This window comes from Streptomyces sp. NBC_00271 (genome assembly GCF_036178845.1).
Taxonomy (GTDB): Bacteria; Actinomycetota; Actinomycetes; order Streptomycetales; family Streptomycetaceae; genus Streptomyces.
In genome coordinates, this window is record NZ_CP108070.1 from 8,942,908 (window position 1) to 8,967,038 (window position 24,131).

Below are 24,131 nucleotides of genomic sequence, written 5' to 3' on the forward strand. Positions count from 1 at the left end.
CCAGGTCGCTGGTACGTCGCTGTGATCACGGAGAAGGATATACGGGTCAAATGTCGCGGGCGGGCAGTGGGCGTACCGTCCGGGCGGCCGTGCCCGTGGAGAGCCTCACGGCTTGCGGACAGAAGGTGTCCGCAAGCCTCGTTAGCGTGCACAGCATGACGACGAAGGTGGAGGCGAAGGTGAAGACGGAGACGAGCGGGGTGGACGGGAGTAGGAAGGGTAGCGGTGGCGGGAGTAGGAACAAGGGGCGCGGCGTCGGCGCCCACCCCGCGCCCGTACTCGACCCCCGCGCCCTCAACCGCGCGACCCTCGCCCGCCAGCTCCTGCTGCGCCGGTCCGCCGGGCGTGGCGTGGCGGACGCCGTCCGGCACCTCGTGGGTCTTCAGGCGCAGAACGTGAAGCCGCCGTACTACGCACTCGCCGCCCGACTGGAAGGGTTCCGGCCCGAGGAACTGTCGACGGCCATGGAGGACCGTGCCGTCGTCCGCATCGTGACCCTGCGCTCCACCATCCACACCCACACCGCCGACGACGCCCTCACCCTGCGACCGCTCGTGCAGGGGGCCCGCGACCGGGAGCTGAACAACTTCCGCAAGGGGCTCGCGGGTGTCGACCTGGACCGGCTCGCCGTCATCGCTCGGGAGCTGGTGGAGGCCGAGCCGCGCACGATGAAACAGCTCCGTGAGGAACTGCTCGTCCACTGGCCGGACGCCGACCCCTTCGCGCTCTCGGTCGCCGCCCGCTGCCGGCTGCCGCTCGTCCAGGTCACCCCGCGCGGACTGTGGGGCCGCAGCGGCCAGGTCGCGCTGACCACCGCCGAACACTGGCTGGGCCGTCCCACCGAGCCGTCCCCGGGCCCCGACGCGGCCGTCCTGCGCTACCTCGCCGCGTTCGGGCCCGCCTCCGTGAAGGACATGCAGACCTGGGCGGGGCTGACCCGGCTGCGCGAGGCGTTCGAACGCCTGCGCCCGCGACTGCTCACCTTCCGTGACGAGAACGGCGTCGAACTCTTCGACCTCCCCGACGCGCCCCGCCCCGACGCCGACACCCCGGCCCCGCCCCGCTTCCTGCCCGAGTTCGACAACCTGCTCCTCGCGCACGCCGACCGCTCCCGGGTGGTGCCCGCCGGCCTCAAAGGGCGTACCTGGGCGGGCAACCAGGCGTACTGCACGCTGCTCGTCGACGGCTTCCTGGGGGGCCTGTGGCGACAGGAGGGGGAGGTGCTCACCATCGAACCCTTCGGCCGGCTCACCAAGGTCCAGCGGGAGGAGGTGGTTGCGGAGGCCGAGGGGCTGCTCCGGACACTGTCCGGCGCGTCGGCGTCGTACGACATCCGCTTCGGGACCGTGGCCGCGTAAGCCATGTACGTCACCCGAGCCATGTACGTCACCCGAGCCATGTACGTCACCCGAGCCATGTACGTCACCCAGGCCACCTACATAACCCGAACCCCATACGTCACCCGAGCCGCGCACGCCACAGGAGTCGCGTAGCGCCCGTACGACCGTCCGGGGCACTCAGTCCGCGCGACCCGTCACCGCCACCGTCACCCCGAGCCCGATCAGGGTGCACCCGCCCGCGCCCCCGATCAGCGACAGCCGACGGTCCGAGCCGGCGAACCAGGAGCGGGCCGCGGACGCCGTCAGCCCCCACAGGGTGTCGGTGACCAGCCCGATGGAGATCGGGATCAGACCGAGCACCAGCATCTGCACGGGCACCCGCCCCGCCGAGTGGTCCACGAACTGCGGCAGCACGGCCGCGAAGAAGACCAGCCCCTTGGGGTTGGTGAGGCCGACGAGGGCGCCGTCCAGGACGGTCCGCAGATCGCCGCGCGCCGCGGCCGCGGGCTCCTGCCGCAACGCCGAGGCCTTCATCTCCTTGCGGTGCCGGAACGCCCGCACCCCCAGCAGGACCAGATACGCGGCACCCGCCAGCTTCACCACCAGGAAGACGGTCAGCGAGCGCTCCACCAACGAGCCGATCCCGAAGGCGACCGCGGCCACCAGCAGATACGAGCCGACGACATTGCCCAGCGCGGTCATCACCGCAGTGCGCCGGCCGTGCGCGAGCGCCCGCCCGATCACGAACAGCACGCTCGGCCCGGGAATCACGATCACCAACAGTGACATCGCCGCGAACGCCAGGAACCGGTCCGTGGACACCATGTCCATCACCCCCAACGGCCGCCATTCAAACAGGGGCCCTACAGTCCCGGACATGGAACTGCGGCAACTCGTCCACTTCGTCACGGTCGCCGAGGAACTGCACTTCGGGCGGGCGGCGGAGCGTCTGCACATCGTGCAGTCGGCCGTCAGCCAGCAGATACGGCGGCTGGAGCGGGAGCTGGGCGCCGAACTGTTCGACCGTTCACCGCGACACGTACGGCTGACGGGGGCGGGGGAGCGGCTGCTGCCCGAGGCGCGGGCGGTGCTCGCCGCCGTGGACCGGGCCCGCGCGGCGGTCGCCGCGGCCGAGGTGCTGCGCCTGGGCACCAGTACCGGGCTCGGCGCTCACCTGGACCGGGTGCTCGCGGGCTTCGCCGGGCGGAAGCCCGCGGTCCAGGTCGAGTTGGTCTCGCTTCCCGCGCAGGAGCGGCTCGCGCGGGTCGTGGACGGCCGCCTCGACGCCGCGTTCGTACGGGGTGCGGAGTCCCTGCCGGGCGTACGCGTGCTGCCGCTGTGGCCCGATCCGCTGGTGGCCGCGCTGCCCGCCGGGCACCCCTTGGCCGCCCGCGACGGCATCGACCTCGCCGAACTGGCTCCACTCCCGCTGAGCATCACCGCGCGCCGGACCAACCCCGCCCTGGTCGACCTGGTCGTCGGGGCCTGTCACGACGCCGGCTTCGAACCTCTGCCAGGACCGGTGAGCGGCTCCCTGCAGGACACCCTCGCCAGCATCGGGACCCGGCCGCTGTGGACGGTCGTCTACGCCTCGCACGCCCGCGTCCTGCACAGCCCCCGGGTCGCCTTCGTACCCTTCCGGGCACCGGGACTCGCGCTCACCACGGGACTCGCCGTGCACGGCGCGACGCCGACGCCGCACCTGGACGCCCTGCTCGCGGCCTGCGGCGATCACGAGAACTGATGGCTGCGGTCGCGTTCCGCTTCTTGGTCGACGAGCCCCCGCGCGATGAACTGAACCCGTAGCCGGAGAGCGGCCGGAGCCGCCCCAGAAGAGGGAGTTCAGCCATGCCCATCGTCACCATCCAGCAGGGCCCGCGCGACGTCGAGCTCAAGCGGGACCTCGTCAAACGCGTCACCGACGCCTTCGTCGACGCGTACAGGATTCCCGCCGAGAGCGTGCACGTCTGGATCCACGAGGTGCCGGCGGACAGTTGGGGCAGTGCGGGGAAGCTGACCGCCGACAAGTAGAGACAAGTAGAGGGGGGAACGGGGGGAAGGAAGGGGGCAAGTGGATAGGGGGCGTTGCGGGCCGCTCGTGGAGGCCCGCAACGCCCCCTGGCTTTCACCTGAGGAGTGCTCAGGAGTCTGGGGAGCCCGTCGCCGCCGGTGACTGACGAACAGTCACCGGCGACTGGTGGCTACGAGTTGATCTGCGTCTTCACCAGGTTCGAGAAGGTCGTCAGGCGGGTGTAGACGCCCGGGTAGCCGGCCTCGGCGCAGCCGTTGCCCCAGGAGGTGATGCCCGCCAGGACGCCGCCGATGAGCAGCGGGCCACCGCTGTCGCCCTGGCAGGTGTCGGTACCGCCGTTGGTGTAACCGGCGCAGACCATGTCGTTGGCCACGAAGTCGGAGCCGTAGGAGCCGGCGCAGCTGGTGTTGGACACGATCGGGACGGTCGCGGTGCGCAGCTGGTTGGAGGAGCTGCCGCTCTCCGAGGTGGTGCCCCAGCCGATGATGCGGGCGGTGGCGCCGGTCGCGTACACGCTCGTGTCCGTCGAGGCGACGTACGACGCCGGGGTGTACGACATCGACGTCGACAGGGTCAGTACGGCCACGTCGTCGCCGTTGGTGGCGTCGGTGTAGTCGGGGTTGATCCAGATCTTGCTGACCTTGCTGACGGTGCCGTTCGTGCCGTTGAGGTAGGTTCTGCCGCCGATGACGCGGACGCTGCTCGTGGTCTCGCCGACCATGCAGTGGGCGGCGGTGACCACCTTGTTGGCCGCGACCAGGGTGCCACCGCAGAACTGGTTCTGCGAGGCGTCCGTGATCTGCATCATGAACGGGTACGCGGTCGTGGTGGTCGTCGTGCCGCCGACGATCGGCTGGGGGGCGGCGACGGCGCCGGGTGCGCACAGGAGAGCGGTCGCGGCGGCGGCAGCGGTCGCCGTACAGAGGGCGGCGGTCTTCTTGGCGCGGTTGAGCCCGAACATGGATCTCCTCAGAAGTTGCCGGTGGGGGGACGCGCGGGTGTGGGGGGTGTCGCACGGCGTCTGTGGGTGGACGCCGTGTGCCCGAGCGAGCGGCACGACGCTCACGCTAGAAGGCCGAACCTTCCGCATCCAAGAGGGGAACCCCCTAGGCGAGTTGCGGGAGGGAAAACCCTTGCTCGAGAGACACGGGGTTTAGCCAACGATCCTTCGGCTGCGGGCCGTTGGGGGTTACCGACGCGGTTGCCCGCACCCCCAGGACCGGGGCCGCGCCCCGGATCCCCCTGCCCGTCGTCTTTCGGCTGTCGGCCGGTGGTGGCTGGTCGCGCAGTTCCCCGCGCCCCTGAGGCGGGGCTTCGCCCCGATTCCCCGCCCGCCCCGGGTTCGCTCGGCCGCGGGCCGGTGGGGGCGGGGAAAGTTCACCCGCTCCGGCGCCCCGCAGCCAGCCGAACGATGTCCACCCGCGACCGAATCCCCAGTTTCCGGTACACCCGCGTCAGCGTCGCCTCGACGGTCTTCACGCTGATGAACAGCCGCGCGGCTATCTCCCGGTTGGTGGCGCCCTCCATGACCAGCGCCGCGACCTGACGCTCCGTCGCGGCGAGGCTGTCGAGCGCGGCGGGAGCGAGCGGCGTCGTGGCCGAGGCCGCCGTCGGCCCGGCCGCACTCGCGGTCTCCACCTGCCGCAGCCACGGCAGCGCCCGGCAGCGGCGGAACAGCCGCGTCGCCTCGTCGTAGGAGGTCGGCCCCGGCCGGTGGGTGCGCAGCCCGGCGAGGGCGTACGCCGCCCGGGCCTCCTCCAGGCCGTAGCCCAGCTTGGCCAGTCGGTCCTGAGCGGCCGTCAGCTGGCGTACCGCGGGCCCCTGTTCACCGCGCGCGGCCCGTACCAGCGCCTCCGCCCGGTCGAGCACGGCGAGCACGCTCTCCCGCCCGAGCCGCAGCGCCTGCGCCCGCGTGGCGTCGATGACGTCCTGCGCCTCGACCGGCTCACCGATCCGCACCAGCGCCTCGGCGAGGTCGCCGTGCCAGCGTCCCCGGGCCGGGTCCGTGACCCCGAGCCGTTCCTCCAGCTCCCGTACCCGCCGCAGGGACTGCACGACCGCGAGCGAGTCCCCGGCCACCAGCTGGGCGTGCCCGAGGGCGCCCAGGGCACGCGAGAGGTAGACCAGGTCGCCGTCCTCCTCGGCGCGGTCCACGGCCTCGCGGGCCAGCGCCAGCGCCCGGTCGACGTCGCCGCCCGCGGCCTCGGCGAGCGAGGTGAACATGGCGGTGGCCGCCTCGCCGATTCCCGTGTCGCGGGCCAGCCTGAGGCTCTCCCGGGCCAGGTCGAGCGCCCGCCCGCAGTGCCCGGAGCGCAGCTCGGTCTCGGCGAGCCCGCGCAGGAAGTGCACCTCGCTCTCGACCATCCCGCGCCGCCGCACCTCGCGCAGCAGTGCGGTGATCGTGGTGCGGGCCTCGGCGAGCTGGTCGCCCATGATGAGCCAGCGGAAGCGGGCGGCGCCGGCGCCGTTGTGGTCGCACGCCACCCGGGGGTCCTGCGGTTCGCGCATCGCCCGCTGAATGGTGGCGGGTGCGCCCGGGTGGCCCATCAGGGTCTCCATCTGGGCCTGGAAGCCCAGGGCGAGGAGTTCGGTGGGCCGGTCCCCGGCGCGGGCGGCGAGCTGGGCGGCGATCGCGGCCTCCTCGCGGCCCTTGGCCATCTCGCCCTCCACCAGCAGGGCCCGCCAGGCGAGTTGGTAGCGCACGAGCGCGAGCAGCCGGGGGTCATCGCCCGCGTCGGCGAGGGCCTGCGGGAAGACCGCGTCGACCTCGGCCATGGCCTGCCCCGCCGCGTCGATGACGACCATCCAGGCGCGGACGCGGTCCGCCGGCGCCGTGACCCGGCGGAGCGCGTCGCGGGCGATGTCCCGCGCGAGGTCCGACTCCCCGGCGGTCAGCGCGTCCTCGGCGGCCTGCAACCGCCGCTCGTCCGGGCCGGGAACGGTCTCCGGGGGAGTGTGCCGGGCCGCGAGCAGCCCGAGCCCGGCCGCGACCGAGGGCGCGCCCCGGTCCCTGGCCACGGCCGCCGCCTCCCCGAGCCGGGCGGCGACCTGCGGATCGGTACCGGTGGTGGCCAGGGCGAGATGCCGGGCCCGTTCGATGGGGTCGGAGGCGGCCGTGGAGAGCGCGGCATGGGCGGCGCGGCGTTCCTGGGCGCTCGCCTCCGCGTACAGGGCGGCCGAGATCATCGGGTGCGCGAACCGGATGCCCGGCGTCTCGCGCTCGGTCGCCAGCAGTCCGAGCGAGGCGGCCTGCGCGGTCTCGGACTCGGCGTTCTCGCGCCCGGCGGCGTGCAGCAGCGCCAGCGTGGGGCGGGCGCCCGCGCTCGCGACGAGCAGGGTGTGGCGGGCCTCGGCCGAGAGCATCTCCAGACGGCTGAGGACGAGCGCGCGCAACGAGGTCGGCACGGGCAGTGGTTCGCCGGGGCTCGGCCGGGCGGGATTCTCGGCGAGCGCGCGGCCGAGTTCCAGCGCGAAGAGCGGGTTGCCGCCGCTGGTGCGGTGGATGTCGCGGACGGTCGTGCGGGGCAGCCCGGTGTAGCCGCGGTGGCCGAGGAGTTCGGCGACCTGCGCGCGGGAGAGCGGGTTGAGGCGCACGGCCAGGGTGTCCGGCGGGGACGCGCGTAGATGGCGGTCGTGCTGTTGGTCCCGTGGCTCGGTGTCGGTGCGCACCGCGGACAGCATCCGTACGGGCATCTCGCCGAGTCTGCGGGCGGCGAAGCCGAGCAGTTCGGCGCTGGCCGGATCCAGCCACTGGAGGTCGTCGGCGACGATCAGGACCGGGCCCTGGGCTGCCAGCGCGCGCAGCACGGAGAGGACCGCGAGGCGCAGGGCGAGGCCGTCGCGTTGCAGGGTCGATTCTCCGCGGCCGGTGAGGGCCGATTCGAGGGCGGTGCGCTGCGGGGCGGGCAGCCGGTCGGAGACCTGGTCCACCACCAGGCCGAGGAGGTCGGCCAGGGCGAGGAAGGGCAGATGGGATTCGGACTCGGTCGCCGAGCAGCGCAACACGGTGCGTGCCGATTCGGCGCATTCCGCGGCCAGCGCACGCAGAACGGTGGACTTTCCTATTCCCGCGGGGCCGTGCACCAGCACGCTGCCTCCGTCGGAGAGCTGCTCGCGCGCGCTCGCGAAGAGCTCCTCCCGGCCGATGACCAGGTCGGGGCGGGGTCTCGCAGGCTCCTTGAAGTCCCCTCGCACGGTCACCGCTCCCCTCGCATGTCGTGTCCGAGCCAATATTAGGCAACGACTCTTTGAATTTCGGAGTCTCGGGGTGGTGAGGGAAATAACAGCAGTGTTGGCATAATGTATTTCAGGGCGCCGTCGTCTGAATGAAGAACGCCAGAAGGGGGCCGTGGAGCGGCTGATGACGGGGGCCGCGGAGCGGGCATAAGGGGCGGGTGGGTGGTAAACCGTCGCGGAACGACGGAGAAAAGGCCGCGGAGCGGCCAAAGCCGGGGTAGGTAGCCGGAAAGCTACGGCAACAACCCGACCCGCCGCGCAGCGACCACCGCCTCCCACCGCGTGTGCGCACCGAGCTTGCGCATGGCCGAGCGCAGATACGCCTTGACCGTCTCCGGCCGCAGCCCCAACCGCTCGGCGGCCACCCCGTTGGTGGCTCCCGCCGCGACGCAGGCGAGAACGTCCACCTCGCGCGGGGCGAGGTCGACGCGAGGCGTCCGGGCGTCGGAGGCCGCCGCACCCGCCAGGCGCCCGCACACGTCGAGCAGTTCGGCCCGCAGCGCCGGATCGACGATGCGCGGCGCCAGTGCCCGCAGCGCCCCGTGCGCCTCGCGGACCTCTTCCCAGGCGGGGCTCCCGACCGACGGTTCGGGCTCCCGGGCGACGGTCAGCAGCCCCTGCGCCTCGTCCCGTACGACCAGCGCCTGCTCCACGTCCCGGGCCGCCGCCACCGCCGCACCGAGCGTGCGGTCACCCAGGGGGTGGGCCGTGCGCAGGGCGCCGTACAACACCCCGCGCACCCGGCGGCGTACGACGACGGGTACGGCGATCACGGAGCACAGGCCCTCCGTGGCGACCGCCGCGTCGTACTCGTGGCTGATCTGCCGGGAGGCGGAGTAGTCCGTCACCGCGCAGGGCCGGGCCAGCGCGACCGCCTTGCCGCCCAGGCCGTTGCCCGAGGACACGGCGAGGGCGCTGAGCGCGGGCGTCGCCGTACCGCTGAGTTCGCTGATACGTACCTGGGCGCGACCGGGTTCGACGAGGCCGCCGAACGCGACCGGCAGTCCCGTGGCGCGCCGCAGTCGTACCAGCGCACCACGCACCTCCACCGCCTCGGCCGTGTCTGCTGCCACGTGTTCGCCCCTTCGTCGCGGCGTACCCCCGTTCGGGGGTGGTGAGACCTCCATCACGGAATACACGATGCTAGGGCCTGTGTCGAAGGTGGCGCCTGCCGCGCGACGCCTGGCACGCACGCTCGCCGCGTTGCCGGAAGATCCAAGTAGCTCCGCTACGAGGACCTTCCGGCGCCTTGCGATCGCACGCACCAGACGCCGCGCGGCCCGCCCTCCGGGCGGACGGCGCCACCTTCGACACAGGCCCTAGGCGGCTGTGCGGCAACGAGGAGGACACATGACGGTGACGAACGGTGCGACGGACGAGTTCCGCGCCGCGCGGGACTTCCTGCTGGAGCACCGTGCGGACTACGCCACGGCGTACGAGGGTTTCGACTGGCCCCGCCCGGAGTCCTTCAACTGGGCGCTCGACTGGTTCGACGTCATCGCACGGGGCAACGACCGCACCGCCCTGCACATCGTCGAGGAGGACGGCGAGCGCGCCGAGTTCTCCTTCGCCGCCCTCTCCGAGCGCTCGAACCGGGTGGCCAACTGGCTGCGCGCGCGGGGCGTACGCGCCGAGGACCGCGTGCTGGTCATGCTCGGCAACCAGGTCGAACTGTGGGAGACGGCCCTCGCCGCGATGAAGCTGCGCGCCGTCGTCATCCCCGCGACCACCCTGCTGGGCCCCGCCGACCTGCGCGACCGGGTCGAGCGCGGCCGCGTCCGGCATGTGATCGTGCGCGCCGAGGACGCCGAGAAGTTCGACGAGGTGCCCGGTCGCCACACCCGGATCACGGTGGGGGGAGCGCGGCCCGGCTGGCAGTCGTACGAGGAGGCGTACGCCGCCGACGCGAGCTTCGAGCCCGAGGGTGTCACCCACTCGGACGACCCCCTGATGCTCTACTTCACCTCCGGCACCACCGCCCGCCCCAAGCTCGTCGAACACACCCACGCCTCCTACCCGATCGGTCATCTGTCGACGATGTACTGGATCGGGCTCAAGCCCGGCGACGTGCATCTGAACATCTCCTCGCCCGGCTGGGCCAAGCACGCCTGGTCCAACCTCTTCGCGCCCTGGAACGCGGAGGCGACCGTCTTCATCCACAACTACACGCGCTTCGACCCGGGCCGGCTGATGGCGGAGATGGACCGGGCGGGCGTCACCACCTTCTGCGCCCCGCCCACGGTCTGGCGGATGCTCATCCAGGCCGACCTGACGCAGCTGCGCACCCCGCCACGCGAGGCCGTCGCCGCCGGTGAGCCGCTGAACCCGGAGGTCATCGAGCAGGTGCGGCGCGCCTGGGGCGTCACCATCCGGGACGGCTTCGGGCAGACCGAAACGGCCGTCCAGGTCTCCAACAGCCCCGGGCAGCAGCTCAAGACGGGCTCCATGGGACGGCCGAGTCCCGGCTTCCGCGTCGAACTCCTCGACCCGGTCACGGGTGCGCCCGGGGCGGTGGAGGGGGAGATCGCGCTCGACCTGTCGGCCCGACCGGTGGGCGTGATGACCGGCTACCACGGCGACGCCGACCGTACGGCGGAGGCGATGGCGGGCGGCTACTACCGCACCGGTGACATCGGCGCCCGGGACGAGGACGGATACATCACCTACGTCGGCCGCGCCGACGACGTGTTCAAGGCCTCCGACTACAAGATCTCGCCCTTCGAGCTGGAGAGCGCCCTGCTGGAGCACGAGGCGGTGGCGGAGGCGGCCGTCGTCCCGGCCCCCGACGAACTGCGGCTCGCCGTCCCGAAGGCGTACATCGTCCTCGCCACGGGCCACGCACCGGGCCCCGACCTGGCGAAGGTGCTCTTCGAACACTCGCGGACGGTCCTCGCCCCGTACAAGCGCATCCGCCGCCTGGAGTTCGGCACACTCCCCAAGACCATCTCCGGCAAGATCCGCCGGATCGAGCTGCGCGAGGCCACGGCCGCCGGCTCGGACGCCGAGTACCGCGAGGAGGACTTCCGGTGAGCGCACTCTCCTACGCGCACGGGACCAGTGCGACGACCCTGCTCGGCGACACCATCGGGGCCAACCTGGACCGGGCGGTCGCGGCCTGGCCGGACAGGGAGGCGCTCGTCGACGTGCCGTCCGGGCGGCGCTGGACGTACGCCCGGTTCTCCGCGGACGTCGACGAATTGGCGTACGCGCTGCTGGCCTCCGGCATCGCCAGGGGCGACCGGGTGGGCATCTGGGCGGTCAACTGCCCGGAGTGGGTGCTCGTCCAGTACGCCACCGCCCGCGTCGGCGCGGTCATGGTGAACATCAACCCGGCCTACCGCACCCATGAGGTCGAGTACGTCCTCCAGCAGGCCGGCATCTCGCTGCTCTTCGCATCCCTCAGCCACAAGACCAGCGACTACCGGGCGATGGTCGAGGAAGTGCGCGGCAGATGCCCGCAGTTGCGGGAGACCGTCTACATCGGCGACCCGAGCTGGGACGCCCTGATCGGGCGCGGGACTCCCGATCTGTACGAGCACTTCTGGGTCCGCAAGAGCGAGTTGTCCTGCGACGACCCCATCAACATCCAGTACACCTCCGGCACCACGGGCTTCCCCAAGGGGGCGACCCTCTCCCACCACAACATCCTCAACAACGGCTATTTCGTGGGCGAGTCGATCGCGTACAGCGAGCAGGACCGGATCTGCATCCCCGTGCCCTTCTACCACTGCTTCGGCATGGTGATGGGCAACCTCGCGGCGACCTCGCACGGCGCCTGCATGGTCATCCCCGCGCCCTCCTTCGATCCGGCCGCGACGCTCCGCGCGGTCCAGGACGAGCGCTGCACCTCGCTGTACGGCGTACCGACCATGTTCATCGCGGAGTTGAACCTCCCCGGCTTCGCGACGTACGACCTGTCCTCGCTGCGCACCGGCATCATGGCGGGCTCGCCGTGCCCGGTCGAGGTGATGAAGCGGGTGGTCGCCGAGATGCACATGGCGGAGGTCGCCATCTGCTACGGCATGACCGAGACCTCGCCCGTGTCCCTGCAGACCCGTAGAGATGACGACCTGGAGCACCGCACCGGCACCGTCGGCCGGGTGCTTCCGCACCTGGAGGTGAAGGTCGTCGACCCGGTGGAGGGGGTGACGCAGCCGCGTGGCACCGCCGGAGAGCTGTGCACCCGCGGCTACAGCGTGATGCTCGGCTACTGGAACGAGCCCGAGAAGACCGCCGAGGCCGTCGACGCGGGGCGCTGGATGCACACGGGCGACCTCGCCGTGATGCGCGAGGACGGGTACGTCGAGATCGTCGGCCGCATCAAGGACATGATCATCCGAGGCGGCGAGAACATCTATCCGCGCGAGATCGAGGAGTTCCTCTACGCCCACCCGAAGATCGCCGATGTCCAGGTGGTCGGGGTGCCCCACGAGCGCTACGGCGAGGAGGTGCTCGCCTGCGTCATCCCGCTGGACCCGGCCGACCCCCTGACGCTGGAGGAACTGCGCGCCTTCTGCGAGGGCCGGTTGGCCCACTACAAGATCCCCAGCCGCCTGCAGGTCCTGGAGTCCTTCCCGATGACGGTGTCGGGGAAGGTCCGCAAGATCGAACTACGGCAGACCTACGCCGAATAGGGCGCTCCCCCCTGCCGGGGTTCAGGCCCCCGCCGGTGTTCAGGCCCGTGTGCCGGTGCTCAGGCCCCGGTGGCGAGGAGTTCGTCGGCGTGGGTGTTCACCGGCTGGGGGGTGCCCGTGAGGTCGAGCACGAAGAGGGGGATCCCGAGGGCGTCGGCGCAGCGGCGGGCGTCGTCCGCGTACCCGGCCAGGGAGAAGTAGACGCATCCCGTGGACTCCGACATGGCCGTCAGCCACAGGCACTCCACGTCGCGCAGTGCGGCCGGGCGGACGGTGGGGTCCACCTGCGCCAGCATGCCGCGGGCGGCGAGTCCGATGCCCGAGGGCGGGCGCTGGTCCGCCCTGCGGATGTCGCGGTAACCGAGCCACCGCAGATACAGCGCGGCCGCCGTGACGGCGTCCCGGGCGGTGCGGATGGTCACCGGCTGGAACATCGGGCGCGGTGTCGGGGTGGTGCGCGGCAGTGGCAGGTGGTCGGGGATGAGGGGGCTTCCCGGCGCGGCGGGGGCGGGTGACGGCCCTGCGGTACTGAGGGGCGGCGACCCGGCGGTACCGGGGAGCGGTGGCTCTGGGCTGTGCGGTGCCGCCTCAGGTTCCGGTTCCGTCTCCAGGTCCGCGGGGGCGCCGGTGCCCGGCACGACCTCCGCGCGCAGGGGGCGCCGTACCCCTCGTACCGGAATCCGCAGCATGGCTCCGCAGGGGCAGCCCAGTTCCGGATGCGGCCACTGGTCCGCGCGCCCGCAGGCGTCGCAGGGGACCGTGACCCAGTCCTCGTCCCAGGTGCGGTGGGTGACCTGCGCGGGATCGGCGAGGCGGTCGAGCGGGGGCGTGACGGGGGCACCGCACACGCACGGGTACGACGGCGCGGCAAAGAGATGCTCGCGGCGGCAGGCCGGACACCGCACCGGCACGCTCTCGGCCATGGCCCACTCCAGGACGTCACGTCGGGACAGCGTGTCCATCGTCCTCCAAGCCGGAGGCCCGCGGCAGCGAAACGCTCCGACAACCCCCGCCCTTCCCTCCCGCGGATCCAGCCGGGTGGGCACCCTTGACGCTCTTCGGCACGCCACCTACATTACTTCCAGATAGTAGAAGTTAATTTCCATAATGCGGAATCACCGCACTGTGGAGTCACCAGGAATCACCAGCTCTCCGAGGGGCGCGACGGGAGCGCGAATCCGACAGCCGAAGCAGGAGTACTCCATGGCTCGTATGACCGCTGCCCGCGCGGCAGTCGAGATCCTCAAGCGCGAGGGCGTCAGCGACGCGTTCGGTGTCCCGGGCGCGGCGATCAACCCCTTCTACGCGGCCCTCAAGGCCGCCGGGGGGATCAGCCACACCCTCGCCCGCCATGTCGAGGGCGCCTCGCACATGGCCGAGGGCTACACCCGCACCCACCCGGGCAACATCGGCGTCTGCATCGGTACGTCGGGACCCGCGGGCACCGACATGATCACCGGCCTCTACTCCGCGATCGGCGACTCGATCCCGATTCTGTGCATCACGGGCCAGGCGCCGACCGCCGTGATCCACAAAGAGGACTTCCAGGCCGTCGACATCGCCTCGATCGCGAAGCCGGTGACCAAGATGGCGGTCACCGTGCTGGAGGCGGCCCAGGTCCCCGGCGTCTTCCAGCAGGCCTTCCACCTCATGCGCTCCGGCCGCCCGGGCCCGGTCCTCATCGACCTGCCCGTCGACGTCCAGCTCACCGAGATCGAGTTCGACCCGGAGACGTACGAGCCGCTCCAGGCGTACAAGCCCGCCGCCACCCGCGCGCAGATCGAGAAGGCGATCGGGCTGCTGAACGAGTCCGAGCGGCCCCTGATCGTCGCCGGCGGCGGTGTCATCAACGCCGACGCCGGCGAACTCCTGGTGGAATTCGCCGAGTTGACGGGCATCCCGGTCGTCCCCACCCTCATGGGCTGGGGCGTCCTGCCCGACGACCATGAGCTGAACGCCGGCATGGTGGGCCTGCAGACCTCGCACCGCTACGGCAACGCGACCTTCCTGGAGTCCGACTTCGTCCTCGGTATCGGCAACCGCTGGGCCAACCGCCACACCGGCAGGCTGGACGTCTACACCGCGGGCCGCACCTTCGTCCACGTCGACATCGAGCCCACCCAGATCGGCAAGATCTTCGCCCCGGACTACGGCATCGCCTCCGACGCGAAGGCCGCGCTCGAACTGTTCGTCCAGGTGGCGAAGGATCTCAGCGCGGAGGGCCGGCTGCCGGACCGCTCCGCGTGGGCCGCCTCCGCCCAGGAGCGCAGGGCGACCCTCCAGCGCCGTACCCACTTCGACGACATCCCGATCAAGCCGCAGCGTGTCTACGAGGAGATGAACAAGGCCTTCGGCCCGGAGACCCGGTACGTCTCCACCATCGGCCTCTCGCAGATCGCCGGCGCCCAGATGCTGCATGTCTACCGGCCCCGGCACTGGATCAACTGCGGCCAGGCGGGACCGCTCGGCTGGACGATCCCGGCCGCGCTGGGCGTCGCCAAGGCCGACCCGGAGGCCTCCGTCGTCGCCCTCTCCGGTGACTACGACTTCCAGTTCATGATCGAGGAACTGGCCGTCGGCGCCCAGCACCGGATCCCGTACGTCCACGTCCTGGTCAACAACGCCTACCTGGGCCTGATCCGCCAGGCGCAGCGGGCCTTCGACATCGACTTCCAGGTCAAGCTGGAGTTCGAGAACATCAACTCGCCCGAGCTCGGCGTCTACGGCGTCGACCACGTCAAGGTCGTCGAGGGCCTCGGCTGCAAGGCGATCCGCGTCACCGACCCGGCCGAGCTGGGCGCCGCCTTCGAGCAGGCCAAGAAGCTGGCCGCCGAGTACCGGGTGCCGGTCGTCGTCGAGGCGATCCTGGAACGCGTCACCAACATCTCGATGTCCACGACGAACGACATCGGCAACGTCGTGGAGTTCGAGGAGATCGCGACCGAGCCGGGCCACGCGCCCACGTCCATCAGGACGCTGAAGGTCTGAGGTACGCGTTCCTCGCGTACTGGTCGCGCACGTACCAGGGGCGGTTCACCGTTTGGGTGAGCCGCCCCTCGTGTTGTTCCCCCGTGATCCCCCGTACCCCCGTCACGAGGCCCGCCGCCCCCGTGCCGGCGGGCCTCGTGTGCCGAGAATGTGCCCATCACCGGGGTGAGTTGAAGCCCCTGGGGTCGTGTTCAGAGCTTGATTTGAGGGTTGCGTAGCCGGCGTACGTCCACTGGAGTACGTGTCCGAGGCGTGTTCTCAGTCCTCCGGGAGCTCGAGCTCCTCGAACCCCGGCCAATGGTCGGGCCCGCCGCCCTGCCAGTCGATGATGTCGCTCTTGTCGACCTCGATCTCGTCCAGGTCGACCTCGGCCCGCCGCAGGATCTCGATGACGTCGTCGAGGTGATAGGCGACACCGAGCGTCTCGTCCCCCGTGGTGACCCGTCGCGAGCCGTCCAGTGCCGGGGCGTGCACGACGATGCTGGGATAGTCCATGCTTTCAGGCTGCTGTGCTCGGGCCGACTCCGCACCCCGGGAGCACGCCGGGAGCACCCCGGAAGCACGTCGAGGCGCCGGGTACGGAGTCCGTACCCGGCGCCTCGCTCGGTGTGTGACGGGGACCGCGGCGGCCGCGACGGAACCGGGGCCGGCCTTCCCTCAGGTCGAGAAGAGGGTCCCGGGACCTTCACCACCGCACTGGCTCACATCCGCCGCGGTCCTCGTCGTGCCCGCGTGCCACCGGCGACCACCCCTCATCCGGGTCGCTCGGGTCCTCGCGGGCCGCGCGTCACCGGGCCGACCTCCCGTCTGGCCCGGTGACGCGGTCAGGGGGTCAGTCCTCGCGCAGGGCGTGGACCGCTTCCGCCACGCGCCGGCCGTACTCCGGGTCGGCGGCGTGGAAGTGCGCGAGGTTCTTCTCGACGACGTCGTCGCGGGAGACCTGTGCGAGGCCACCGGCGATGTTGGCGATCAGCCGGGACCGCTCCTCGGCCGACATCAGGCGGTAGAGCTCGCCGGCCTGGAAGAAGTCGTCGTCCTTGGTGTGGAGGGGAGCCTCGTGGGTGCCGGTCCAGCCGGCGACGGCCAGCGGGGCCGACAGCGGGCGGCCGGTCTCGGCCGGGCCGCCGTAGGAGTTCGGCTCGTAGTTCTTGGCGGCGCGGCCCTGCGCGTTGGATGCCATGAAGCCGTCGCGGCCGTAGTTGTCCGCGGTCGTGGCCTTCGGCGCGTTCACCGCGAGCTGGGTGTGGTTGACGCCGAGGCGGTAGCGGTGCGCGTCCGCGTAGGCGAACAGCCGGCCCTGAAGCATCTTGTCGGGGGAGGGGCCGATGCCCGGAACGAAGTTGTTCGGGGAGAACGCGGCCTGCTCGACCTCGGCGAAGACGTTGTCGGGGTTGCGGTCCAGGACCAGTCGGCCCACGCGCTGGAGCGGGAAGTCCTTGTGCGGCCACACCTTGGTGAGGTCGAAGGGGTTGAAGCGGTAGTCCGCCGCTTCGGCCGCGGGCATGATCTGGACGTGGAGGGTCCAGGACGGGCGCACGCCCCGCTCGATGGCCTGGAGCAGGTCCGTCTGGTGGGAGTTCGGGTCCTTGCCCGCGATCTCCTGCGCCTGCTCGGTGGAGAGGCTGCGGACGCCCTGGTTCGTCTTGAAGTGGTACTTGACGAAGAAGGCCTCACCTTCGGCGTTCGTCCACTGGTAGGTGTGCGAGCCGTAGCCGTTCATGTGCCGGTACGAGGCGGGGATGCCGCGGTCGCCCATCAGCCAGGTCACCTGGTGCGTGGCCTCGGGGGCGTGCGCCCAGAAGTCCCAGACGTTGTCCGGCTCCTGCTTGCCCGTGAACGGGTCGCGCTTCTGGGAGTGGATGAAGTCGGGAAACTTGAGCGGGTCCTTGATGAAGAAGACCGGGGTGTTGTTCCCGACGAGGTCGTAATTCCCCTCCTCCGTGTAGAACTTGACCGCGAAGCCGCGCGGGTCGCGGACCGCGTCCGCGCCGCCCAGGTTGTCGGCCACGGTGGAGAAGCGCAGGAAGACCTCGGTGCGCTTGCCGACCGTGTTCAGGAAGTCGGCGTGGGTGAAGCCGGTGACGTCGTCCGTGACCTCGAAGTGGCCGTACGCGCCGGAGCCGCGGGCGTGCACCACGCGCTCCGGGATGCGCTCGCGGTTGAACCGGGCGAGCTTCTCCAGGAGGTGCTGGTCCTGGAGGAGGAGCGGGCCGCCTGCGCCGGCGGTGGCTGAGTTCTGGTTGTCGGCGACCGGAGCACCGGACTCGGTCGTAAGCACGCGCTTCGACATCGTGGACCTTCCATGCGAGGGGCAGCGGAAACCGACTTCCGCTTTGTGGAGCCTAGGTTTGGGGCGTTCCGAACGTCAACAGTCTGTTGAAATGGGTTGGGTTCCGGGTGGCGCCGTCGCTTGGGCGCGACAGGACAGGTGTCAGCGACGACACCACCCGGAAGTCTCAAAACCACCCCGAAGCCCTCGGGGCTGTGCCCCTCGTACCGGGGCGGCGCTTGACGCATGCGGCCGCGCCCGAGGTGTCAGAGCTTCGCCCTGCGTGCTTCACGTCTGCGGCCGACGCATTCGGCCGCGCCGAGGCGCCAGGGTCCGCGCCAGCGGCGCCACGGCCGCGTCCGAGGGGCAGGGTCGCGTCCGAGGGAGCAGGGGCGTGTCTGGTGTGACGGGGGTGTCAGAGTTGTGCGCCTGAGAGCCGTTCCACGGAGCGGAGGAGGGCCGAGTGGTCCAGGCCGCCGTCGCCCTGGGCGCGCAGGGAGGCGACGAGCTGGGCGACCACGGCGCCCACCGGCAGCGCGGCGCCGACCGTGCGGGCGGCGTCGGTGACGATGCCCATGTCCTTGTGGTGCAGGTCAATGCGGAAGCCCGGCTTGAAGTCGCGGTTGAGGAAGTTGTCCTTCTTCCGCGTCAGTACGGTGGAGCCGGCAAGACCGCCGCCCAGGACGTCGAGCGCCGCCTTCAGGTCCACGCCGGACTTCTCCAGGAAGACCACGGCCTCGGCGCACGCCTGGATGTTCACGGCGACGATCAGCTGGTTCGCGGCCTTCACGGTCTGGCCGGAGCCGTGCGGACCGCAGAGCACGATCGTCTTGCCGAGCGCCTCGAAGAGCGGCTCGGCCTCGTCGAAGTCGGCCTGCTCGCCGCCGACCATGATCGACAGCACGGCCTCGATCGCCCCGGCCTCGCCGCCGGACACGGGGGCGTCCAGAACCCGGATCCCCTTCGCGGCGGCCGCCTTCGCGAGGTCCACGGAGGTCTGCGGGGTGATCGACGACATGTCGATCAGCAGCGCGCCGGACCTCGCGTTCTCCAGGATGCCGTCGGGCCCGTACGCGATGGCCTCGACCTGCGGGGAGGCGGGCACCATCGTGATCACCACGTCGGCGTCCCGCACGGCCTCGGCGATCGAACCGGCGGCCCTACCGCCCGCGGCGGCGAGGCGCTCCAGCTTGTCCTGCTCCAGCGTGAACCCGGTGACGTCGTACCCGGCCTTGACCAGGTTCTCCGACATGGGGGAGCCCATGATGCCGAGACCGATCCAGGCGACCGCCGGGCGGGCCGGGCGGGCCGGACGGTTCGGGTGGGAAGAATCTGCACGAGTGCTGCTCATGAGGGTGCCTCTCTGACTGCTGTGATACGTCGATGAGTTGCCGCTCAGCGGGCGGCTCGGGCCGCGGCCGGCAGCCAGTCGAAGGCCGCCGCGCTCGGACGGTCGCCCGGCTTGTACTCCAGGCCGACCCAGCCCTCGTAACCGGCCTTCCTCAGCCGGCCGAGCAGGTCCTCCAGGGGCAGGGTCCCGGTGCCCGGGGCGCCGCGCCCGGGGTTGTCGGCGATCTGCACGTGGCCGGTCTTCGCGGCGTACCGCTCGATCACCGACGGCAGGTCCTCGCCGTTCATGGACAGGTGGTACAGGTCCATGAGGAACCTGGCGTTGCCGAGGCCGGTCGCCTCGTTGACCCTGTCGACGACGGCGACTCCCGCCGGGGCGCTCACCAGGGGATAGAGCGGTGACTCGGGCTGGTTGAGGGTCTCGATCAGGAGGATCGCGCCGATCCGGTCGGCGGCCCGTGCCGCGAGGACCAGGTTCTCCAGCGCGAGCGCGTCCTGCTCGGCCGCCTCCACGCCCTCGACGCGGTTGCCGTACAGCGCGTTGAGGCCCTTGCAGCCCAGCGACCGCGCGAAGTCGGCCGCCACGTCGATGTTGGCGCGGAACCGCTCCGACTCGGCGCCGGGGATCGACAGCGCACCCCGGTCGGGGCCGGGCAGCTGTCCGGCGTAGAAGTTCAGCCCCGTCAGCTGGACGCCCGCGTCCTCGATCGCCTTCTTCAAGGCGTCGAGTTCGGACCGCTCGGGGGTGGGGGAGTCGACCCAGGGCCACCACAGCTCGACCGCGGTGAAGCCCGCCGCGGCGGCGGCCGCGGGGCGCTCCAGGAGCGGGAGTTCCGTGAAGAGGATCGACAGGTTGACGTTGAAGCGTTGCTCGGTGGCTGTGCCCCATTCGGAACCCGGCATGTGGCTCGGCGCTCCCTTCCGTGTCGAGACGTTCGGCGGCGAGAGTCGAGCGTCAATGAATTCCGTATTGCGGAAGTTAGTTTCTGCTTAATGGAAGACTGCCGTCGGGTGTCGAGGCTTGTCAAGAGGGGGCTGCCGGAAAATCGACACCGCGCAGTAGGTTGAGCGCGTGCGATTGAGAGTGGAGTTCACGACCGAGCCCTTCGACCTCGACGAGGCGCCCCCGCACGCGCTGGTCGCCCGCGAGGTCATCGAGGCGGCCGAACTGGACGCCGTGGACGTCGGCCCGTTCGGCAACACCGCCGAGGGGGACGCGGACGCGGTGCTCACCGCGGTCGACGCGCTGCTGCGCCGGGCTCTGGCGGCCGGCGCCACCAGGGTCTCGCTGCAGGTGAACGCGGTCGGGGAGGGCGATAAGTGACCGGTATCGGAGACGACCCCTTCGTCGCGGCGGTCAAGCCGCTGGTCGACGCCATGGGGGGCGAGATGGTGGCGCCCGACCTGGCCGGCCCCGACGACGTCGTGCTCTCCTGGGAGGGCGCGGACGTGGTCGCCGTACGGCTGCCGCAGCTGGCCGACTCGCTCGATCACATCCTGGCCGCCCTGGAGCGCAAGCAGGGCAAGCCGCTGGCCGACCTCGACCGCAAGTCCAAGCAAGAGGTCGTACGGGTGCTCGAGGCCCGCGGAGCCTTCTCGGTGCGGCACGGCGTGGAGACGGTGGCGAGCGCGCTGGGCGTCAGCCGCTTCACCGTCTACAACTACCTGAACCGCGAGAAGGAGGCCTGAGCGCCGGGCGTCGGTGGTCGCCTCGCGCCGGGCGTCGGTTGTTACCTCGATTTTTCAACAAAGTGTTGACGTGGTGTTTCCGAGGGCGTTAGCTAGCCGCAGCCCGTCCAGCACAAGGCCACGGAGGCTTCCCGTGACTTCGAGTACGACACCCGGCGGCCTCGCCCGGTTGAACGCCCTGGAGGAGCACGCGGCCCGCGCCGCCCTCCACGAGGCGTGCGCGTCGACAGCCTGGGTGCGCGCCCTGCTCGCCGACCGCCCGTACACCACCCCCGACGACCTCTTCGCCGCGAGCGACGCCGCCATGGCCGAGCTGACCGCCGAGGACCTGGCGGAGGCGATGGCGGGGCACCCGCCGATCGGGCGGCCGAAGCCCGGGGACCCCACCTCCTCCCGGGAGCAGCGCGGCATGGCCGGCGCCTCCGCGGAGCTCAAGGAGGAGATGCTCGAACTGAACCTGGCGTACCAGGAGAGGTTCGGCCATGTCTTCCTGATCTGCGCCACCGGCCGGACCGGCGAGCAGATGCGCGACGCGGTCAAGGAACGGATCGGCAACTCGCCCGAGCAGGAGCGCGAGATCGTCCGCTCCGAACTGGGCAAGATCAACCGCATCCGGCTGGCCCGTCTCGTGGAGGAGGAGAACGTATGAGCACCGACACCACCGCATCCGTGTCCACGCACATCCTGGACACCAGCGTCGGACGCCCCGCCGAGGGCGTCGCCGTCCGGCTCGCGGCCCGTGGCGGCCGCACGGCGGACTGGCGGGAGCTCGGCGGCTCCGCGACCGACGCGGACGGGCGGTGCAAGGACCTCCCGGCGCTGCCGGAGGGGACGACCCATGTACGGCTCGACTTCGAGGTCGAGGCGTACTTCGAGAAGAAGCAAGCCGATGCGCAGCAGGACGCCCCCGCGAATCGGGACAGCGGTGCGAGCGGAGTGTTCTTCCCCGAGGTGACGATCACCTTCGCCGTCAGGCCGGGCGAGCACTACCACGTACCGCTGCTGCTCAACCCGTTCGGCTACTCCGTTTACCGAGGGAGCTAGCAGAAATGACTGACAATTCCCACCGCGGACGCCCTGTGATGCTGGGACAGAACCAGTACGGCAAGGCCGAGAACCGCGTCGTGAAGATCACCCGCGACGGCGCGACGCATCACATCAAGGACCTGAACGTGTCCGTGGCGCTGAGCGGCGACATGGAAGAGGTCCACTACTCGGGCTCCAACGCGAACGTCCTGCCGACGGACACCACCAAGAACACGGTGTACGCCTTCGCCAAGGAGTACGGCATCGAGTCCGCCGAACAGTTCGGCATCCACCTCGCCCGGCACTTCGTGACCTCGCAGGAGCCGATCAGGACCGCGCGCATCCGCATCGAGGAGTACGCCTGGGAGCGCATCGGGACCTCCGACGCCAACTCCAGGTTCATCGGCGCCGACGACGTCAAGCACTCGTTCGTGCGCAAGGGTCAGGAGACCCGGGTCACCCAGATCACCTATGACGGCTCGTCGTGGGAGGTCATCTCGGGGCTGAAGGACCTCGTCGTGATGAACTCGACGAACTCCGAGTTCTGGGGCTACGTCAAGGACAAGTACACGACGCTCCCCGAGGCGTACGACCGCATCCTGGCCACCCAGGTCTCCGGCCGCTGGCGCTTCAACTGGACCGGCGACGAGCAGAAGATGCCCAACTGGGAGAAGTCCTACGACCAGGTCAGGAAGCACATGCTCCAGGCCTTCGCGGAGACCTACTCCCTGTCGCTGCAGCAGACCCTGTACCAGATGGGTTCGCGGATCATCGAGAACCGCAGCGAGATCGACGAGGTCCGCTTCTCCCTCCCCAACAAGCATCATTTCCTCGTTGACCTGGGGCCGTTCGGGCTCGAGAACGACAACGAGGTGTATTACGCGGCCGACCGGCCCTACGGACTGATCGAGGCCACCATCCTGCGCGACGGCTGTGAGCCGCACATCCCGGTGGACCTCACCAACCTCTGAGCCGGCCTCCGAGGCCTTGGCGAAGGCCCCTCCTTCGGCACCCGTGGCGTCGACAGCCGCGGCACTCAAACCTCCTAGGGTCCTGCCGTGCCCACCCCTCGAAACGAAGAAGGACGCACCATGGCAGCATCGGCAGAAGTCCAGCGCATCGTCATCGAGAACTGTGCGATCGCGACGGTGGACGCGGGCGACACCGAGCATGCATCGGGCCATGTCGTCGTCGCGGGCAACCGCATCGAGTCGCTCGGCGCGGGCAGGGCCCCGGAGGGCCTGGCGAACGTCGTACGCCGTATCGACGCCACGGGCCACCTCGTGACCCCCGGCCTGGTCAACACCCACCACCACTTCTACCAGTGGATCACCCGCGGCCTGGCCACCGACCACAACCTCTTCAACTGGCTCGTCGCGCTCTACCCGACCTGGGCGCGCATCGACGAGCGGATGGTCTCCGCCGCCGCGCAGGGCTCCCTCGCCATGATGGCCCGTGGCGGTGTCACCACCGCCATGGACCATCACTACGTCTTCCCGCAGGGCTCCGGCGACCTGTCCGGCGCCATCATCCGGGCCGCCCGCGAGATGGGCGTCCGCTTCACCCTCGCCCGCGGCTCCATGGACCGCAGCGAGAAGGACGGCGGGCTGCCGCCGGACTTCGCCGTCGAGACCCTCGAAGGCGCCCTCGCCGCCACCGAGGCGACCGTCGACGAGCACCACGACCCCTCCTTCGGCGCCATGACCCAGGTGGCCGTCGCACCCTGCTCGCCCTTTTCCGTCTCCACCGAACTCATGCGTCAGGGCGCCGAGTTGGCCCGCCGCAAGGGCGTACGACTGCACACGCACGGCTCGGAGACCGTGGAGGAGGAGCAGTTCTGCAAGGAGCTGTTCGGCATGGGCCCGACCGAGTACTTCGAGTCCACCGGCTGGCTCGGCGAGGACGTGTGGATGGCGCACTGCGTCCACATGAACGACTCCGACATCGCCGCCTTCGCCCGTACGAAGACCGGTGTCGCCCACTGTCCCTCGTCCAACGCCCGTCTCGCGGCCGGCATCGCCCGCGTCCCGGACATGCTCGCGGCCGGCGTCCCGGTCGGCCTCGGCGTCGACGGCACCGCCTCGAACGAGTCCGGCGAACTCCACACCGAACTGCGCAACGCCCTCCTCATCAACCGCCTCGGCGCCCACCGGGAAGCTGCCCTGAACGCTCGTCAGGCGCTGCGCCTGGGCACCTACGGCGGCGCCCAGGTCCTGGGCAGGGCGGCGGAGATCGGTTCCCTGGAGCCGGGCAAGCTCGCCGACCTCGTGCTGTGGAAGCTGGACACCCTCGCGCACGCCTCGATCGCCGACCCGGTGACCGCGCTGGTCTTCGGCGCGGCGGCCCCGGTCACGCTCTCGCTCGTGGGCGGCGAACCGGTGGTGGAGAACGGCCGGCTGCTGCACGTCGACGAGGACGTCATCGCCCGCGACACGCGGCAGGAGGCGCAGCGCCTCGCGCGGATCGCCGCCGGGGCCTGACCCACTGAAAAGAACTCCGGCCGAGGGGGACGGCCCTCGGCCGGTAGCCGTGGACCCGAGCGGGGTCCATGGCGGCCGTCTCCGGGG

22 protein-coding genes are annotated in these 24,131 nt (G+C 70.9%); 13 read left to right on the top strand and 9 right to left on the bottom strand.

Annotation, left to right across the window (positions count from 1 at the left end):
• The first annotated feature begins 155 nt into the window (after positions 1-155).
• Complete coding sequence (locus OG798_RS40365; RefSeq protein ID WP_121414628.1) at positions 156-1,358, top strand: winged helix DNA-binding domain-containing protein; 1,203 nt, start codon at positions 156-158, stop codon at positions 1,356-1,358.
• Between the two features lie 3 nt (positions 1,359-1,361).
• On the top strand, positions 1,362-1,493 hold the full coding sequence (locus OG798_RS40370; protein WP_267063200.1) for a hypothetical protein: 132 nt from the start codon (positions 1,362-1,364) through the stop codon (positions 1,491-1,493).
• A gap of 24 nt (positions 1,494-1,517) precedes the next feature.
• On the opposite strand, the gene OG798_RS40375 is transcribed toward OG798_RS40370, so the two are convergent.
• Positions 1,518-2,165, bottom strand: a complete 648-nt coding sequence (locus OG798_RS40375) for a LysE family translocator (RefSeq protein WP_054237120.1) — start codon at positions 2,163-2,165, stop codon at positions 1,518-1,520.
• A gap of 52 nt (positions 2,166-2,217) precedes the next feature.
• On the opposite strand from OG798_RS40375, the gene OG798_RS40380 reads away from it, so the two are divergent.
• On the top strand, positions 2,218-3,084 hold the full coding sequence (locus tag OG798_RS40380) for a LysR family transcriptional regulator (RefSeq protein ID WP_121414627.1): 867 nt from the start codon (positions 2,218-2,220) through the stop codon (positions 3,082-3,084).
• Between the two features lie 104 nt (positions 3,085-3,188).
• A complete protein-coding gene (gene dmpI, locus OG798_RS40385) occupies positions 3,189-3,371 on the top strand; it encodes a 4-oxalocrotonate tautomerase DmpI (RefSeq protein ID WP_054237041.1) in 183 nt (60 codons plus the stop codon).
• 170 nt (positions 3,372-3,541) lie between these two features.
• On the opposite strand, the gene OG798_RS40390 is transcribed toward dmpI, so the two are convergent.
• The 3 genes from OG798_RS40390 to OG798_RS40400 form a co-directional block, all read right to left on the bottom strand.
• A complete protein-coding gene (locus OG798_RS40390) occupies positions 3,542-4,333 on the bottom strand; it encodes a S1 family peptidase (RefSeq protein ID WP_121414626.1) in 792 nt (263 codons plus the stop codon).
• Between the two features lie 416 nt (positions 4,334-4,749).
• Positions 4,750-7,572, bottom strand: a complete 2,823-nt coding sequence (locus OG798_RS40395) for an AAA family ATPase (protein WP_267063201.1) — start codon at positions 7,570-7,572, stop codon at positions 4,750-4,752.
• A gap of 269 nt (positions 7,573-7,841) precedes the next feature.
• Positions 7,842-8,681: a response regulator transcription factor gene (locus tag OG798_RS40400; RefSeq protein ID WP_267063202.1), complete on the bottom strand. Its 840-nt coding sequence runs from the start codon at positions 8,679-8,681 to the stop codon at positions 7,842-7,844.
• A 277-nt stretch (positions 8,682-8,958) separates the two neighbouring features.
• On the opposite strand from OG798_RS40400, the gene OG798_RS40405 reads away from it, so the two are divergent.
• Together OG798_RS40405 and OG798_RS40410 are read left to right on the top strand one after the other, a co-directional pair.
• Positions 8,959-10,638 (top strand): AMP-binding protein, encoded by a 1,680-nt coding sequence (locus OG798_RS40405; RefSeq protein WP_095851878.1) that lies wholly within the window; start codon positions 8,959-8,961, stop codon positions 10,636-10,638.
• Entirely contained in the window at positions 10,635-12,242 is a 1,608-nt protein-coding gene (locus tag OG798_RS40410) for an AMP-binding protein (protein WP_267063204.1), read from the top strand. Before OG798_RS40405 ends, OG798_RS40410 begins: the two co-directional genes overlap by 4 nt.
• A 59-nt stretch (positions 12,243-12,301) precedes the next feature.
• Here OG798_RS40410 and OG798_RS40415 read toward each other — a convergent pair whose 3' ends face one another.
• Positions 12,302-13,204: a hypothetical protein gene (locus OG798_RS40415; RefSeq protein WP_443053984.1), complete on the bottom strand. Its 903-nt coding sequence runs from the start codon at positions 13,202-13,204 to the stop codon at positions 12,302-12,304.
• A 241-nt stretch (positions 13,205-13,445) separates the two neighbouring features.
• Here OG798_RS40415 and gcl point away from each other — a divergent pair, with 241 nt between their 5' ends.
• Positions 13,446-15,230, top strand: coding sequence for a glyoxylate carboligase (gcl, locus tag OG798_RS40420; RefSeq protein ID WP_121414624.1), 1,785 nt, complete (start codon positions 13,446-13,448; stop codon positions 15,228-15,230).
• A gap of 258 nt (positions 15,231-15,488) precedes the next feature.
• On the opposite strand, the gene OG798_RS40425 is transcribed toward gcl, so the two are convergent.
• The 4 genes from OG798_RS40425 to OG798_RS40440 form a co-directional block, all read right to left on the bottom strand.
• Positions 15,489-15,725: a hypothetical protein gene (locus OG798_RS40425; RefSeq protein ID WP_060894364.1), complete on the bottom strand. Its 237-nt coding sequence runs from the start codon at positions 15,723-15,725 to the stop codon at positions 15,489-15,491.
• Positions 15,726-16,062: 337 nt separating this feature from the next.
• Complete coding sequence (locus OG798_RS40430) at positions 16,063-17,520, bottom strand: catalase (protein ID WP_267063205.1); 1,458 nt, start codon at positions 17,518-17,520, stop codon at positions 16,063-16,065.
• A 394-nt stretch (positions 17,521-17,914) separates the two neighbouring features.
• Complete coding sequence (locus tag OG798_RS40435; protein WP_095851874.1) at positions 17,915-18,850, bottom strand: 2-hydroxy-3-oxopropionate reductase; 936 nt, start codon at positions 18,848-18,850, stop codon at positions 17,915-17,917.
• Between the two features lie 44 nt (positions 18,851-18,894).
• Positions 18,895-19,752 carry a TIM barrel protein gene (locus tag OG798_RS40440; RefSeq protein WP_121414622.1) on the bottom strand — a complete coding sequence of 286 codons (858 nt, stop codon included), beginning with the start codon at positions 19,750-19,752 and terminating at the stop codon, positions 18,895-18,897.
• 169 nt (positions 19,753-19,921) lie between these two features.
• On the opposite strand from OG798_RS40440, the gene OG798_RS40445 reads away from it, so the two are divergent.
• From OG798_RS40445 to OG798_RS40470, 6 genes are all read left to right on the top strand, one after another.
• Positions 19,922-20,173 (top strand): hypothetical protein, encoded by a 252-nt coding sequence (locus OG798_RS40445; protein ID WP_054237051.1) that lies wholly within the window; start codon positions 19,922-19,924, stop codon positions 20,171-20,173.
• Entirely contained in the window at positions 20,170-20,538 is a 369-nt protein-coding gene (locus OG798_RS40450) for a helix-turn-helix domain-containing protein (protein WP_120985817.1), read from the top strand. The genes OG798_RS40445 and OG798_RS40450 overlap by 4 nt, the downstream gene beginning before the upstream one ends.
• A 133-nt stretch (positions 20,539-20,671) precedes the next feature.
• Positions 20,672-21,187 carry a 2-oxo-4-hydroxy-4-carboxy-5-ureidoimidazoline decarboxylase gene (uraD, locus tag OG798_RS40455; RefSeq protein WP_328758627.1) on the top strand — a complete coding sequence of 172 codons (516 nt, stop codon included), beginning with the start codon at positions 20,672-20,674 and terminating at the stop codon, positions 21,185-21,187.
• Positions 21,184-21,582: a hydroxyisourate hydrolase gene (uraH, locus tag OG798_RS40460; protein WP_060894368.1), complete on the top strand. Its 399-nt coding sequence runs from the start codon at positions 21,184-21,186 to the stop codon at positions 21,580-21,582. Before uraD ends, uraH begins: the two co-directional genes overlap by 4 nt.
• Before the next feature lie 5 nt (positions 21,583-21,587).
• On the top strand, positions 21,588-22,535 hold the full coding sequence (gene pucL, locus OG798_RS40465) for a factor-independent urate hydroxylase (protein WP_121414619.1): 948 nt from the start codon (positions 21,588-21,590) through the stop codon (positions 22,533-22,535).
• Positions 22,536-22,655: 120 nt separating this feature from the next.
• A complete protein-coding gene (locus OG798_RS40470; protein ID WP_095851869.1) occupies positions 22,656-24,044 on the top strand; it encodes an 8-oxoguanine deaminase in 1,389 nt (462 codons plus the stop codon).
• Positions 24,045-24,131: the final 87 nt, after the last annotated feature.

Excerpts from the sequence above, each read along its gene's own strand:
- OG798_RS40365 (WP_121414628.1), top strand. The coding sequence starts at position 156 with ATGACGACGAAGGTGGAGGCGAAGGTGAAGACGGAGACGAGCGGGGTG.
- OG798_RS40370 (WP_267063200.1), top strand. The coding sequence starts at position 1,362 with ATGTACGTCACCCGAGCCATGTACGTCACCCGAGCCATGTACGTCACC.
- OG798_RS40375 (WP_054237120.1), bottom strand. The coding sequence starts at position 2,165 with ATGGTGTCCACGGACCGGTTCCTGGCGTTCGCGGCGATGTCACTGTTG.
- OG798_RS40380 (WP_121414627.1), top strand. The coding sequence starts at position 2,218 with ATGGAACTGCGGCAACTCGTCCACTTCGTCACGGTCGCCGAGGAACTG.
- dmpI (WP_054237041.1), top strand. The coding sequence starts at position 3,189 with ATGCCCATCGTCACCATCCAGCAGGGCCCGCGCGACGTCGAGCTCAAG.
- OG798_RS40390 (WP_121414626.1), bottom strand. The coding sequence starts at position 4,333 with ATGTTCGGGCTCAACCGCGCCAAGAAGACCGCCGCCCTCTGTACGGCG.
- OG798_RS40405 (WP_095851878.1), top strand. The coding sequence starts at position 8,959 with ATGACGGTGACGAACGGTGCGACGGACGAGTTCCGCGCCGCGCGGGAC.
- OG798_RS40415 (WP_443053984.1), bottom strand. The coding sequence starts at position 13,204 with ATGGACACGCTGTCCCGACGTGACGTCCTGGAGTGGGCCATGGCCGAG.
- gcl (WP_121414624.1), top strand. The coding sequence starts at position 13,446 with ATGGCTCGTATGACCGCTGCCCGCGCGGCAGTCGAGATCCTCAAGCGC.
- OG798_RS40425 (WP_060894364.1), bottom strand. The coding sequence starts at position 15,725 with ATGGACTATCCCAGCATCGTCGTGCACGCCCCGGCACTGGACGGCTCG.
- OG798_RS40430 (WP_267063205.1), bottom strand. The coding sequence starts at position 17,520 with ATGTCGAAGCGCGTGCTTACGACCGAGTCCGGTGCTCCGGTCGCCGAC.
- OG798_RS40435 (WP_095851874.1), bottom strand. The coding sequence starts at position 18,850 with ATGAGCAGCACTCGTGCAGATTCTTCCCACCCGAACCGTCCGGCCCGC.
- OG798_RS40440 (WP_121414622.1), bottom strand. The coding sequence starts at position 19,752 with ATGCCGGGTTCCGAATGGGGCACAGCCACCGAGCAACGCTTCAACGTC.
- uraH (WP_060894368.1), top strand. The coding sequence starts at position 21,184 with ATGAGCACCGACACCACCGCATCCGTGTCCACGCACATCCTGGACACC.
- pucL (WP_121414619.1), top strand. The coding sequence starts at position 21,588 with ATGACTGACAATTCCCACCGCGGACGCCCTGTGATGCTGGGACAGAAC.
- OG798_RS40470 (WP_095851869.1), top strand. The coding sequence starts at position 22,656 with ATGGCAGCATCGGCAGAAGTCCAGCGCATCGTCATCGAGAACTGTGCG.